Below are 13,579 nucleotides of genomic sequence, written 5' to 3' on the forward strand. Positions count from 1 at the left end.
TTTGTTTGTATGATTCAAAGGAAAAGTCATAATTACGGATGGATAACTTTGGCGTGTTGGATTCTATCAGAAAGTAAAGTATGGGGAGGATCACAATGTCGATGAAAAAACGTAAATGGCTAAAAACGATGTTTACTGGTTGTGTTTTAGGTTCGTTATTAATAACGGCAGCTTGTTCAGGAAAGAAAACAAGTACAGAGGATGAAAAGACGATTAAGGTAGGGGTTCTAGCTTCATTAACAGGTCCATTAGAATCGTATGGGAAACAAACAGTGAACGGATTTGAATTAGGGTTAGACTATGCAACTGGTGGAACTGGGAAAGTGGAAGGGAAGAAGATTAAGTTTGTTGTAGAAGATACGGAAACAAAAGCTGATGTAGCAGTTAAAAAAGCTACGAAATTATTAGAAGAAGAGAAAGTCGATTTTTTAGTCGGATCGTCTAGTTCAAGTGATACATTAGCGGTTTTACCACTAGCTGAAGAATATGAAAAAATAATGGTTGTAGAACCAGCAGTAGCTGATAGTATTACCGGGAAGAACTGGAATAAATATATTTTTAGAACGGGTAGAAATTCCTCTCAAGATGCAGTCGCTGGTGCTGCGGCAATTGCTAAAAAAGATGTGAAAATAGCAACGTTAGCACAAGATAATGCCTACGGCCGTGAAGGAATTGCGGCATTTAAAGCGGGAGCGAAGAAATTAGGTGCGAATATTGTAAACGAACAATATGCAGATACGAATTCGACTGACTTCACTGCAAATATTCAAAATATCATTAGCTCAAAACCGGATTATTTATTTATCGTTTGGGCAGGGGCAAACTCACCTTGGAAACAGTTAAAAGATATGAATGTGGAAGCACAAGGTATTAAAATTTCTACAGGTGCACCAGATATACCGGCATTAAAAACGATGGATGCGTTAGTAGGAATGCAAGGTTTTTCTGTTTATTATCATACACTCCCGAAAAATAAGGTGAATGATTGGTTAGTTGAAGAACATAAAAAACGATTTAATGGTGCGGTGCCAGATTTATTTACAGCGGGTGGAATGTCAGCGGCAATTTCAATTGTAGAAGCTTTAAAGAAAACAAAAGGTGATACAGATGTAGATACATTGATTAAGAAGATGGAAGGAATGGAATTTGATACACCGAAAGGAAAGATGAAGTTTAGAGAAAAGGATCACCAAGCGATGCAGACACTTTATTCTATCACATTGAAAAAGCAAGATGGTGTTGACTATCCGGTGCCAGTATTAGAGCGAGAATTGACGATGAAAGAGACAGAACCACCAGTTCAAAGTAAATAGACTGAATTTTCTGTTGTTTTTTTATAAAGAGGGGATACCCTCTTTATACGTATTTCTTTCATACTTAAAGCTTTAAAAGGAGGGATTTCGTGACACATTTGCTTGAAACGAAAAATCTTAGCGTATCTTTTGGCGAGCATCATGTTATTAAGGATGTGAATTTAACAGTACAAAAAGGAAAGCTCATTTCCATTATTGGACCTAATGGTGCAGGAAAGACAACGTTATTTAATTTACTAAGTGGACAAATTTCTCCAACAAAAGGTGAAGTATATTTTAAAGGACAAGAGATTACAAAGTTATCAATTTCGGATCGAACTCGATTAGGAATCGGCCGTTCTTTTCAGCTTACAAATATATTCCCAGAGTTAACGGTACTTGAAAATGTTCGTTTAAGTGTTCAATCATTTGTTCAAGATTACTATAGTTTTTTTCCTAGTTCGGCAAAATTTAAGCAACAAGTGGGAGAGGCGAGACGTTTCTTAAAAACAGTATTACTTCATGAGAAAGAACATGTATTAGCGAAAGATTTAGCACATGGAGAAAAACGAAAGTTAGAGCTTGCGATGTTATTAGCTTTAAAAACGGATGTGTTACTACTGGATGAGCCGACGGCAGGTATATCAGTTGAAGAGGTACCGGCAATCTTACAAGTAATTGAAAATATTAAGAAACATCCAGAGAGTACAATTGTACTAATTGAACACAAAATGGATATGGTACTAGGTTTGTCAGACCATCTTATCGTTTTATTCCATGGAGAGTTATTAGCTGAAGGTTTGCCCGAAGAAATGATGAAAGATGAGCGCGTACAAAGTGCTTATTTAGGGGGATTATATAGTGGCACTATTACAAGTGAATAATATAGAGACGTATTTAGATCAGTTTCATATTTTACAAGGGGTATCTCTTGCTGTTGAGAAAGGAACGATTACTGTACTGTTTGGAAGAAATGGGGCAGGGAAGACGACGACATTACGTTCGGTTATGGGGTTTCACCATATCGCACATGGTGAAATTTATTATGATAGTACACAAGTAAATGGGTTATCTACACATTTAATTTCAAGGAAAGGAATAGGGTATGTACCAGAAAATCAAGGTATTTTTCACGATCTGACAGTAGAAGAAACATTCGCTCTTGCTAGGGGGAAGGGCGAAGAAGCGGAAGAGAAAATCGAGTGGATGCTTGAATTATTTCCGGATTTAAAGCAGTTTTGGCACAAAAAAAGCGGACTCTTAAGCGGAGGACAAAAGCAAATGCTAGCAATTTCAAGAGCATTTATTAATAGTGATGGTTTATTACTTATTGATGAGCCGAGTAAAGGCTTGTCCCCTATTATGATAGAAAAATTAATGATAGCCATTTTAAAAATGAAGGAGAAAACAACAGTTTTACTCGTTGAACAAAACTTTATGATGGCTAGTCAAATTGGCGATTACTTTTATATTATGGATAACGGAAGAATTGTTCATAACGGTTTTATGCATGAATTAAAAGAGGATAAGGAAATGTGTCACAAATATTTAGGAATCTCTTAACATGAATCCGGGGTGAGAAGGATGGATGTGTTAATCAATTTATTTGTAAATGGGATTTCAACAGGGATGCTTATTTTTTTATTAGCATCAGGTCTTTCACTTATTTTCGGCTTAATGAGCGTTCTAAACTTCGCACATGGTGGTTTATTTGCCTGGGGAGCGTTTACAGGTGTTTGGTTATTTAATATGACAGGTAGTTATGTATTAGCTTTAATTGGCGCAATTGCTATGGGGATGTTTCTTGGATTCATTTTAGAAAGATTCCTTATTAGACCGGTATATGGAAATCATGTTCGCCAGCTACTTGTGACGCTTGGGGGAATGCTTGTACTTAGTGAATGTATTAAAGTATTTTGGGGGCCAAATCCAATTGGTGCTAAATTACCGTTATGGTTACAAGGTAGTTATACATTTGAAGGTATTATATTAATTAAATATCGTCTATTCGTAATTTTAATTGGGATCATCATTTATATTACCTTACTATTATTGCTCAAAAAAACAAAGATAGGTCTAATGATCCGCGCAGGTGTAACGGATAAAGAAATGGTTCAAGCGCTCGGTATTAACGTAAAAGCGATATTTTCTTTCGTCTTTTTATTAGGAGCAGGGATGGCAGCGTTGGGAGGCTTCTTATTAGCACCGTATTCAGGAGTTATTTTCGCTGAGATGGGTATGCAGTATGCGATTTTAGCTTTCATAGTAGTAATCATTGGAGGATTAGGAAGCGTACAAGGTTCAGCGATCGCATCTTTAATTGTCGGATTAGCGGGTGCTTTTACAGCGTATTTTATACCGGATTTATCACTTGCAATCAATATGTTAATGTTACTATTTTTCTTAATAGTGAAGCCAAATGGACTTGTTAGTGAAAAGGGGTGAAATGGTGAACAGGACATCAAATCGAATTAAAGTATACTTCGGAGTATGTATGCTCATTTGTTTAAGTGTATTTCCATTCGTAAATGATTCGCGGAGCTTGTTAATTTTGTTCACTCAAATCTTCATCTTTGCTATTTTTGCAATGAGTTTTGATGTATTGCTTGGATATACCGGAATTGTATCGTTCGGCCATAGTATGTTTTTTGGAATAGGAGCGTATGGCGTAGCGCTTTTATTTGATCGGCAAGGAGTATCCATAACGAATTTTTTAATAGGGATAGTAGCTGCAATTATCATTTCAGCAATTGTTAGTTATATAATTGGTTTGCTTTCGTTACGGCTGAAAAGTCATTTTTATGCAATGTTAACACTTGCTATTTCACAGTTGTTTTTCGTACTTGCTGAAAAATGGCGTGGACTCACTCACGGAGGAGACGGTTTTACATTTGGTGTACCAGATATATTCCGTGATCGTTTTACGTTTTATTATGTAACACTTATATGTTTAATTGCCATTTTTATTCTGTTACGTCTTTTCACAAAATCTTCTATTGGAAAAGTATTAAAGGCAATTTCACAAAATGAGCAACGTGTTGAAGCATTAGGATATAAAGTTCTTCATTATAAAATTATTGCTAGTATTGTTGCAGGAGTAGTTGCTACAATTAGCGGTGGCTTATTTGTTATCACACTACGCTTTGTTAATACGACTGTATTTTCAATTGAAATGACATTAAATGCATTATTGATGACGATGATTGGAGGCGTTGGAACATTAATTGGAGCAATTGCTGGAGCTGGAATTATTGAATCACTAAAATATTATTTATCAGAACTAGCTACAGCGTATCCGATTTTTGAACGATGGACAATTATTCTTGGTTTATTGTACATTATCGTCTTGCTAGTTTTTCCGAAAGGATTAGTTGGCACGATTAAGAGACTGAAGAATGTGAAACAGAGTAAGAAGGAGAAAAGTGCAGAAGTGGAGCAAAATGTGTGAAAAATCAATTGCATAGAATATGAAAATCCCTCTTTTAGATTCGTAAAGGAGGGATTTTTATTGGTGTATGTAATTAGTTAGTTTGTAAAATAGCTATTATATTAATCAAATAGTTCATCAGGGATTTGTTTTAAAGAGTGTTGATTCGTAAAAAAATGAACAGCTAATTTCTCAATTGGAACGTCTTCAATTGGTACCAATGTATCATTTCTAATCGGTAAAAAGGCTATTCCTTTTCCATCCTGAATAAACTCTTCCATAAGCGAATAAGAATCTAATTGTTGAAGTTGACGTTGAGATAAATTATTTTCTTTTAGAAATTGTATCGTCTTATTTCTAAAAGGGCACTTTTTATCATTACTAACGAAGAAGAGTTCCTTTGCATAGTCAATGGTAGGCGTTTCTTTCGCTTTTAATAAGCCTACAAAAATGGCAGTAGTAAATACTTTTTTAAAAGCTGCTTCGGGATCATCCTCGTAAGTAATGACCATATCAACTTTTTGTTGTTGCAGTAATTTATGCAAATGACTGCTATTTTCTACGTATATTTGATAATCCCTTAAATTTTCTTTAATACGCTTACTTAAATAATTAGTCAAAATAGATTGTGACGTCGCTATTACATAAGAAGAACTACTCGTTTTAATTTTATCTTTCGCTTCTTCTACTAGAGTTAATATTTGATTCGTGTAGTCTAATAAAATATCACCAGAAGGTAACAAGGATACTCCTTTGTTATCTCTATGTAGTAAAGGCGTTTCTAATTCTTGTTCTAATTTTTTGATTCGCTCAGTTACGTTCGGTTGCACATAACCTAGCTCTTTAGCAGCTTTACTAATAGAGCCTTCATTCGCTACAGTTTTAAATATGATAAGATCATTTATTTCCATTCATTTCAGCCCCTTATAGGGTATCATTATAAATGATACCAAACATAATTTATACCTATTTTACGTTAGCCAGTCATCGCTTTATCATTATGTATATAAGATAGAAAGTGAGTGATGAACATGATTGGAATGCAATATAAGGTCATTTTGCCAAAGGATTATGACATGGAGATTATTAAAAAAAGGGTAAAGGATAATGGGCATAAAACGGATGGTTTTCAAGAATTGAATTTCAAAGCATATTTAATTACTGAGGCAGGTAAGGATGGGAATTTCTATAATTGCTATGCACCTTTATATATTTGGAATGGCCATGAAGGAATGAACAAATTTATCTTTGAAGGGTATTACGATAATATTTTACAATCGTTCGGGTGGCAACAAATAAATATAGGTGTTCCATTCGTTGTTAATGTAAGTAATGACTTTAGAAAAAGTAGATATGTTGTTGAATATGTAGGGAGTATTTCTCAAAGTAAAACGCTGATTGAGACGCAATTAAATAAAAATGTGCAAAACATAGAAAAATGTTTAGGCAATGTAATCGTTTATAATCCGGATAAATGGGGATATAGTAGGTTTAATTTTTATGAGGAGAAGCCTGACATTGCAGTAAATAAGGGTGTTACAGTATATGAGATTTTACACATTTCACGATGAAATTTTGTCGTATATGAAAAATAAGAAAAGGAATGACAATCTATGCCTTTTGTGAAGGTTTATTATCCTGGAAATATATTAAATAAAGAAGAGTTGAAAAAGATAGGTGAATGTATCCATCTTTCATTAATGGAACATTTTAATATTCCTGAAAATGATTTTTTTCACATGTATTTACCTTATCAACAAAAGCACTTTTTACATAATCCATATTATTTATTAGAAAGAGGAGAAAAGAGAACAGAGAATATGATTTATGTTTCTATTACATGTGGACCGGGAAGAACGATAAAACAGAAAAGGGATCTGTATCAGTCGATATCCTCGAAGGTTTCTAAATGTTCTAGTGTAAAAAGTGCAGATATTTTTATTACGCTAAATGAGACTTCTGCTGAAAATTGGTCATTTGGTCAAGGATTGGCACAATTGGTAAAAGTGAAGGTGGAGTGAAATGATGAATGAATCCATTGAATATTATATTTAAGAGAAAATGAGAGAGATGGCGCCTACATTTATTTATTACAGTAAAAAGATATTATTCGGGGAAGTGTGGCGAAATGACACTTTAACATTAAGCGAAAGAAGTTTATGTACAGTGGCGGCATTAATTAGTCTTAACCAGACAGAACAATTACCATTTCATTTGCGGCTGGCAAAGCAAAATGGAATTATGGAAAATGAAATGATTGCATTAATAACACATATGGCTTTTTATGTTGGCTGGCCAAAAGCGGTGGCAGCTTTAAATATAGCAAGGAATGAAATAGAAAGTTAAGAATAACGATAAGAAAGAATTCATTTAAACATGAATTCTTTCTTATCGTTATTTATGCAATACTCTAATGAGATATTTTTCGCTTTTTCTCTTGCTTTTTTATCACTTGCGTAGTAAAGTGATAGTAAGATTCACGATAGGAAGTGATCAAATATGCGTGATAATACGATAGGATCATTAATATGGTTACGTTTAATACGATTTACGAATCAAAGTAATCAGATGTCAAATGAGTTTTTAAAACGGTTTGATTTAACGACAGCTCAATTTGATGTGCTTTTGCAAATACGTACGTATCAACCACTAACGCAAATGGAGTTAGCTGAAAAGGTAACTGTTACACAAGGCGGTATTTCTCGAATGTTAACTCGTCTTGAAAAAGAAGGATATATTGTACGAAAACAAGATTGGAAAACGAAAACAATTAGTCTTACAGGGCAAGGGGAAGCAGCTTTAGAGAGAGCGTTGCCAGAGCAACTTGCATTTCAATCATCGTTTTTTGATGATGTATTAAATGAAGAAGAGCAGAAAATATTATACGAGCTGATGACGAGAGTTCATAAGCATAGTGAAAAAAAAGAATTACCGCAAGAGTAATTTTTTTTACACCATCAATTGACTAATCAAGTGATGGTGTAAGTAATAGGGAGATACACTTGACTTACAAACATTTTTAGAAGAGAAACTAATATTACTTCATTAAAGGAGAGAGCAACTATGGAAAAATACCGTATGGATACAAGTAAAGGAATAGAGTTTGGATTATATTCAATTGGGGATCATGTTTTAAATCCACATAACGGAGTGAAAATTAGTGCAGAACAAAGAATTCATGAATTAATTGAAACAGCAAAGTTAGCGGATGAAGCTGGACTTGATGTATTTGCTGTCGGTGAAAGTCATCAAACACATTTTACAACGCAAGCTCATACAGTTATTTTAGGAGCTATTGCACAAGCTACGAAAAATATAAAAATTGCAAGTTCAGCAACGATAGTAAGCACATCTGATCCGGTTCGAGTATATGAGGACTTTGCTACAATTGACTTGATTTCTAATGGACGTGCAGAAATCGTGGCTGGTCGTGGGTCTCGTATTGGGGGATATAGTTTACTTGGTTATGACGTGAATGATTATGAAGAATTATTTGAAGAGAAGATGGATCTTTTATTAAAAATTAATAAAGAGGAACATGTAACTTGGAATGGACAGTTCAGAGCACCACTTGCACATGCATCGGTTATCCCGAGAGCTAAAAATAATAACTTGCCAATTTGGCGTGCAGTTGGTGGTCCACCAGCTAGTGCGATTAAAGCAGGACGCGCAGGTGTGCCAATGATGATAACAACACTAGGTGGTCCAGCTATTAACTTTAAAGGGTCAGTAGATGCTTACCGTGAGGCTGCGGCGCAAAGTGGATTTAATCCAGCAAGTTTGCCAGTTGCAACAACGAGTTTATTTTATACAGCAAAAAATTCACAAGATGCATTTAGTGAATACTATCCTCATATTAATGCTGGTATGCTTACACTGCGCGGTGGTGGGTATCCGAAAGAGCAATTTACAAATGCAGTAGATTACCGTGACGCATTAATGGTTGGTAGCCCGCAACAAATTATTGAAAAAATGCTTTACCAATATGAATTATATGGGCAACAACGTTTTATGGCACAAATTGATTTTGGTGGCGTACCACTTAATAAAATTGAGAAAAACATCGAATTAATTGCTACTGAAATTTTACCGGCTATTAGAAAACATACAGCAAAATAATTTGAAAAATACCGAGAGTCTAATCGATTCTCGGTATTTTTTTATGTATGAATTTAGTTTGAAAAAATGGCAAAAAAATGAATTTTTAGTCTAGAAAGAGGGAGGGGATTTTCTATTTTTGAATAACATTATTTTGTGTTTGAATTTTAGAAATATTTTTTTCTCTTGACAAAAAAATAACTGATTTCTCTGTTGGTTTAGAGGACATTTTTTCGCGCGAAAGTCAAGTGTATGTAGAGAAAAATGATTTTTTGATTGATATGAAAGTAAGTCTTATATTAAAAAAATACATTTTATTAATGAGAAAAATCTAATTCAAAAAAATGACAAAAGACATATTTCAGACAAAATGATGTCAATAATACGTCAAAAATCAGCTGAATTTACTATGCAGGTATATTATACAATTCGATTAACGGATAAAACACTACTGAAATAGTGAAAAGGTAAATTTTATGAGAAAGTTCTTTTGTAATTATCTTGAAAACTGAAAATTTATATTTTCTAAAAGTACATAAACAAATTTATCTTTCTATATTTCTAAGATTTGAGTTGTTTTATTCATACAACTCAATTGAAATTACGATATAAAAAATTATGAAGGAAGTGATTGTAGTATGGAAACGCTCGAATTGGCACGAATACAATTCGCCTCAACAACGATTTTCCATTACTTTTTTGTTCCGCTGTCTATTGGTTTAGCTTTTATCATTGCGTTAATGCAAACGTTATACGTGGTAAAAGGACAAGAAATTTATAAGAAGATGACGAAGTTTTGGACACAAATATTCCTAGTTAACTTTGCGGTAGGTGTAGTAACGGGTATTTTACAAGAATTCCAGTTTGGTATGAACTGGTCAACCTATTCACGTTTCGTAGGTGATGTGTTTGGTCCATCACTTGCAATTGAAGGCTTATTAGCATTTTTCATTGAGTCTACATTCCTAGGTTTATGGGTATTCGGTGAGGATAAATTACCGAAGCGAATTCACTTGTTATGTATTTGGCTCCTTTCAATTGGAACAATGTTATCAGCATTTTGGATTTTAACTGCAAGTGCATTTATGCAATCGCCAGTAGGATATGAAATGGCAGCAGATGGACGTGCACAAATGAATGATTTCTTAGCAATTATTCAAAATCCACAATTATGGGTACAATTCCCGCATACAATTACAGCGGCGATTGCAACTGGTGCATTCTTTATTGCAGGTGTGAGTGCATGGAAAATAACGAAAGCTCAAGAAACTGAAGTGTTTAAAAAATCGTTCCGCATTTCTATCATTGTTGGAACACTTACAACTGCGCTAGTATTATTCTTCGGTCATGCGCAAGCACAACAATTAATTAAGACACACCCAATGAAAATGGCAGCAGCTGAAGCATTATGGAATACGAGTGAGGATCCAGCGCCATTTACAGTATTTGCGAAAATTGATGCAGAGAAGCAAGAAAATTCGTTTGAAATTCAAATCCCTTATATGCTAAGTCTATTATCATATGATAAATTTAGCGGTCAAGTAGAAGGGATGAATCAAATTCAAAAGCAATATGAAGAAAAATATGGGCCAGGAGATTATATTCCACCAGTACACACTATGTTCTGGAGTTTTAGAGCGATGGTAATGAGTGGAACATTTATGCTTCTTCTAGGAGCATACGGATGGTTCTTATCAAGAAAAGATCGTTTAGCTGAAAAAACTTGGTATTTAAAATTAATGGTGTATGCAATTGCACTACCGTTTATCGGTAATACAGTAGGATGGATTATGACTGAAATGGGACGTCAGCCTTGGGTAGTTTTCGGTGTTATGAAAACGGAAGATGCTGTATCTCCAAATGTTACGTTCGGAGAAGTATTATTCTCTTTAGTTTCATTCACATCACTATATTTAATTATAGGAGGAATTACTGTTTACTTATTCGTTCGTGTCATTAAAGGACATGAGAATAAGAAAACGAAACAGGATTCTCAAAGCCATGATCCATTTGATAAGGAGGAAGAGTATGTTATCTCTTAATGAGTTGTGGTTTATCATTATTGCAATTTTATTCGTAGGCTTCTTTGTACTTGAAGGTTTCGATTTCGGTGTAGGTATAGTTTCAAGGTTTTTAGGGGAAAACGATTTAGAGAAAAGAATATATTTAAATACAATTGGTCCATTTTGGCACGCGAATGAAGTATGGCTTGTTTGTGCTGGTGGAGCTATGTTCGCGGCATTCCCGCACTGGTATGCAACTTTATTTAGCGGGTTTTACATTCCGTTTGTATTTATGCTTCTTGCTTTAATTATAAGAGGGGTTTCCTTTAAATTCCGTGCGAAAATAGATAATCATAAATGGAAAGGTTTTTGGGATTGGGGTATGTTTTTAGGAAGTTTGCTACCGCCGATCCTTTGGGGAGTTGCCATTGCTAACTTTATGGTAGGTATTCCAATTGATGAGACGAAAAATGCTGTAGGTGGATTCTTACATTTACTTCATCCATTTGCATTACTTGGAGGAGTTATGTTCCTTCTGCTATGTATTGTTCACGGATTGCAATTCCTTACTATACGTACAACAGGTAAGTTAAGAGAACGTGCACGTATTGCTGCGTTGAAAATTGCACCGCTTGCAATTATAGCACTCCTTATTTTTGCCGGATTGGGATTATGGAAAACAGATATTTTCACTGGTCATGGTACAGAGTGGATTATGGTTCCGATTGGAGCTTTTGTAGCATTATGTGCGTCAACATTATTAAATAAAAGAAGAAGAGATGGTTGGGCTTTCGTTATGACGAGTTTAACAATCATTTTGCTAAGTGCGAGTGTGTTTGTCGGTATGTTCCCACGTGTCTTAATTAGCTCGTTAGGGTCAATATACGATTTAACAATTTATAATGCAGCATCAGGAGATTATGCACTAAAACTGATGACGTATTTTTCAATTGCTATATTGCCATTTGTTTTGGGAAGTCAAATATGGAGTTTCTATGTGTTTAGACAACCTGTTAAGTCAGATAAAGATTTGGAGTACTAATGAAAAGAAAAAGAGGACTTCCATCGTATCCTGGTAGCCGAGTTTTATATGTAGTGTTAACAATCATTAGCATTTTAGAAGCTTTAAGTATTATTGCACAAACAGTGTTTTTAGCACGGGCTATTACGTTTTTATTTCAAGGAGAAACTGTGCAATCTGTGTTAAATGAAACGATTTATTTTGGAATCGCGTTTGCAGTACGTCACATGCTAGTTCGAGTATCACAAATATTAGTGGAACGTTTCGCTGAAAAAACAGGATCGCTACTGCGAAAACAATTAATAGAGGCATATTTCACATTAGGTCCACGGTATGTTCAAACTGCTGGAACAGGTCATTTGGTTACGTTATCGATAGAAGGTATTGAGAAATTTAAAACATATATTGAATTAACAATTCCTAAAATGATTAGAAGTAGTATCGTACCGGGGCTAATTGTACTATATGTTTTTACGCAAGATATTGAATCTGGAATCATTTTAGTTGTAACGATTCCTATTGTAATAATATTTATGATCCTACTAGGATTAGCAGCGCAGAAAATGGCGGATAGCCAATATGAAACATATCGTGTTCTTTCTAATCACTTTGTAGATACGTTAAAAGGATTAGAAACACTAAAGTATTTAGGTAAAAGTGAACAACACGAAGGAAAGATTGAAAAAGTAAGTAAAAGGTATAGAAAAGCAACGATGCGTACTTTGCGAGTTGCTTTTCTTTCTTCTTTTGCATTAGATTTCTTTACGAGTTTATCAATCGCATTTGTGGCAGTCGGATTAGGGATACGTTTAATAGATGGGACAATTGTACTATTGCCAGCCCTTACGATTTTAATATTAGCTCCGGAATATTTTCTGCCGATTAAACAAGTTGGAGCGAATTATCATGCTACGCTAGATGGACAACTTGCAATGGAGCAAATAGAAGAGATTTTACAGCAACAAAAAGAAATAGGAAAGAAAGAATCAAATGTAGATTTAATATGGAATTCCTCTAGTAACTTGAATTTACAAAATGTAAAAGTAAAGAGTGATGAATCTGAAAAAGCTATATTAGAGGGAATTGATTTTACTTGGAAAGGCACCGGTGCTATAGGTGTAATTGGTGAAAGTGGGGCAGGGAAATCGACGTTAATCGACGTATTAGCAGGGTTTTTAACTCCTTCGGGTGGAAAGATGATCGTAAATGATGTGGAAATTAACGGGTCTACTCGTGAAGATTGGCAAAAGAATATTGCTTATATTCCGCAGCAACCTTATATTTTCCCACTTTCATTAAAAGATAACATTTCTTTCTATGAGACAAATACAACTGATGAAGAAGTGGAAAGAGTGATTAATGAAGTTGGTCTTCGTTCGCTCGTTACATCGCTTCCGAATGGGATGTATGAAAGAATTGGAGAAGGTGGACGTATGCTTAGTGGCGGACAAGAACAACGTGTCGCTATGGCGCGTGCACTTGTAAGTAAAAAGCCAATTATTTTATTAGACGAGCCTACGGCACATCTTGATATTGAAACTGAATTTGAAATAAAGCAAGCGATGCTACGTCTGTTTGAAGGTAAGTTAGTATTTCTTGCAACACATCGTCTTCACTGGATGAAACAGATGGATCATATTCTTATTTTAAATAAAGGGGAAATGATAGAAAGTGGAACGTATGAAGAACTTTTAAAGAATGAGGCATTACATTTTCACAGGAAAGAGAGGGGATAGAG

General features: G+C 34.7%; 14 protein-coding genes. 13 read left to right on the top strand and 1 reads right to left on the bottom strand.

Annotated features, from left to right (window positions below; translation table 11 throughout):
- Positions 1-95 precede the first annotated feature (95 nt).
- The 5 genes from KZZ19_RS09360 (at position 96) to KZZ19_RS09380 (ending at position 4,740) form a co-directional block, all read left to right on the top strand.
- Positions 96-1,313, top strand: coding sequence for a substrate-binding domain-containing protein (locus tag KZZ19_RS09360; RefSeq protein WP_237981364.1), 1,218 nt, complete (start codon positions 96-98; stop codon positions 1,311-1,313).
- Positions 1,314-1,402: 89 nt separating this feature from the next.
- Complete coding sequence (locus KZZ19_RS09365; RefSeq protein ID WP_098561118.1) at positions 1,403-2,176, top strand: ABC transporter ATP-binding protein; 774 nt, start codon at positions 1,403-1,405, stop codon at positions 2,174-2,176.
- On the top strand, positions 2,154-2,855 hold the full coding sequence (locus tag KZZ19_RS09370; protein ID WP_073518033.1) for a branched-chain amino acid ABC transporter ATP-binding protein: 702 nt from the start codon (positions 2,154-2,156) through the stop codon (positions 2,853-2,855). The genes KZZ19_RS09365 and KZZ19_RS09370 overlap by 23 nt, the downstream gene beginning before the upstream one ends.
- Before the next feature lie 21 nt (positions 2,856-2,876).
- Positions 2,877-3,737, top strand: a complete 861-nt coding sequence (locus KZZ19_RS09375) for a branched-chain amino acid ABC transporter permease (RefSeq protein ID WP_237981363.1) — start codon at positions 2,877-2,879, stop codon at positions 3,735-3,737.
- Between the two features lie 49 nt (positions 3,738-3,786).
- Positions 3,787-4,740, top strand: coding sequence for a branched-chain amino acid ABC transporter permease (locus KZZ19_RS09380; protein WP_237981448.1), 954 nt, complete (start codon positions 3,787-3,789; stop codon positions 4,738-4,740).
- Positions 4,741-4,841: 101 nt separating this feature from the next.
- On the opposite strand, the gene KZZ19_RS09385 is transcribed toward KZZ19_RS09380, so the two are convergent.
- A complete protein-coding gene (locus tag KZZ19_RS09385) occupies positions 4,842-5,630 on the bottom strand; it encodes a LysR family transcriptional regulator (protein ID WP_237981362.1) in 789 nt (262 codons plus the stop codon).
- A 120-nt stretch (positions 5,631-5,750) separates the two neighbouring features.
- Here KZZ19_RS09385 and KZZ19_RS09390 point away from each other — a divergent pair, with 120 nt between their 5' ends.
- From KZZ19_RS09390 to cydD, 8 genes are all read left to right on the top strand, one after another.
- Entirely contained in the window at positions 5,751-6,290 is a 540-nt protein-coding gene (locus KZZ19_RS09390; RefSeq protein WP_237981361.1) for a DUF4865 family protein, read from the top strand.
- A gap of 42 nt (positions 6,291-6,332) precedes the next feature.
- Complete coding sequence (locus tag KZZ19_RS09395; protein WP_237981360.1) at positions 6,333-6,740, top strand: tautomerase family protein; 408 nt, start codon at positions 6,333-6,335, stop codon at positions 6,738-6,740.
- A gap of 40 nt (positions 6,741-6,780) precedes the next feature.
- Positions 6,781-7,065 (top strand): carboxymuconolactone decarboxylase family protein, encoded by a 285-nt coding sequence (locus tag KZZ19_RS09400; protein WP_237981359.1) that lies wholly within the window; start codon positions 6,781-6,783, stop codon positions 7,063-7,065.
- A 153-nt stretch (positions 7,066-7,218) separates the two neighbouring features.
- A complete protein-coding gene (locus KZZ19_RS09405) occupies positions 7,219-7,662 on the top strand; it encodes a MarR family winged helix-turn-helix transcriptional regulator (protein WP_237981358.1) in 444 nt (147 codons plus the stop codon).
- A 120-nt stretch (positions 7,663-7,782) separates the two neighbouring features.
- Positions 7,783-8,838 (top strand): LLM class flavin-dependent oxidoreductase, encoded by a 1,056-nt coding sequence (locus KZZ19_RS09410; RefSeq protein ID WP_237981357.1) that lies wholly within the window; start codon positions 7,783-7,785, stop codon positions 8,836-8,838.
- Between the two features lie 617 nt (positions 8,839-9,455).
- Entirely contained in the window at positions 9,456-10,859 is a 1,404-nt protein-coding gene (gene cydA, locus KZZ19_RS09415; protein WP_237981356.1) for a cytochrome ubiquinol oxidase subunit I, read from the top strand.
- Positions 10,846-11,862 carry a cytochrome d ubiquinol oxidase subunit II gene (gene cydB, locus KZZ19_RS09420; RefSeq protein WP_237981355.1) on the top strand — a complete coding sequence of 339 codons (1,017 nt, stop codon included), beginning with the start codon at positions 10,846-10,848 and terminating at the stop codon, positions 11,860-11,862. Before cydA ends, cydB begins: the two co-directional genes overlap by 14 nt.
- Positions 11,862-13,577, top strand: coding sequence for a thiol reductant ABC exporter subunit CydD (cydD, locus tag KZZ19_RS09425; protein WP_237981354.1), 1,716 nt, complete (start codon positions 11,862-11,864; stop codon positions 13,575-13,577). The genes cydB and cydD overlap by 1 nt, the downstream gene beginning before the upstream one ends.
- The last annotated feature ends 2 nt before the right edge of the window (positions 13,578-13,579 follow it).

The sequence above is a fragment of the Bacillus thuringiensis genome (assembly GCF_022095615.2).
Taxonomy (GTDB): Bacteria; Bacillota; Bacilli; order Bacillales; family Bacillaceae_G; genus Bacillus_A; species Bacillus_A cereus_AG.

What these genes read in the sequence shown, in the direction of transcription:
- KZZ19_RS09410 (WP_237981357.1), top strand. Translation starts at nt 7,783, where the DNA reads ATGGAAAAATACCGTATGGATACAAGTAAAGGAATAGAGTTTGGATTA.
- cydB (WP_237981355.1), top strand. Translation starts at nt 10,846, where the DNA reads ATGTTATCTCTTAATGAGTTGTGGTTTATCATTATTGCAATTTTATTC.
- KZZ19_RS09390 (WP_237981361.1), top strand. Translation starts at nt 5,751, where the DNA reads ATGATTGGAATGCAATATAAGGTCATTTTGCCAAAGGATTATGACATG.
- KZZ19_RS09400 (WP_237981359.1), top strand. Translation starts at nt 6,781, where the DNA reads ATGAGAGAGATGGCGCCTACATTTATTTATTACAGTAAAAAGATATTA.
- KZZ19_RS09380 (WP_237981448.1), top strand. Translation starts at nt 3,787, where the DNA reads ATGCTCATTTGTTTAAGTGTATTTCCATTCGTAAATGATTCGCGGAGC.
- cydD (WP_237981354.1), top strand. Translation starts at nt 11,862, where the DNA reads ATGAAAAGAAAAAGAGGACTTCCATCGTATCCTGGTAGCCGAGTTTTA.
- KZZ19_RS09360 (WP_237981364.1), top strand. Translation starts at nt 96, where the DNA reads ATGTCGATGAAAAAACGTAAATGGCTAAAAACGATGTTTACTGGTTGT.
- KZZ19_RS09385 (WP_237981362.1), bottom strand. Translation starts at nt 5,630, where the DNA reads ATGGAAATAAATGATCTTATCATATTTAAAACTGTAGCGAATGAAGGC.
- KZZ19_RS09375 (WP_237981363.1), top strand. Translation starts at nt 2,877, where the DNA reads ATGGATGTGTTAATCAATTTATTTGTAAATGGGATTTCAACAGGGATG.
- cydA (WP_237981356.1), top strand. Translation starts at nt 9,456, where the DNA reads ATGGAAACGCTCGAATTGGCACGAATACAATTCGCCTCAACAACGATT.
- KZZ19_RS09405 (WP_237981358.1), top strand. Translation starts at nt 7,219, where the DNA reads ATGCGTGATAATACGATAGGATCATTAATATGGTTACGTTTAATACGA.
- KZZ19_RS09395 (WP_237981360.1), top strand. Translation starts at nt 6,333, where the DNA reads ATGCCTTTTGTGAAGGTTTATTATCCTGGAAATATATTAAATAAAGAA.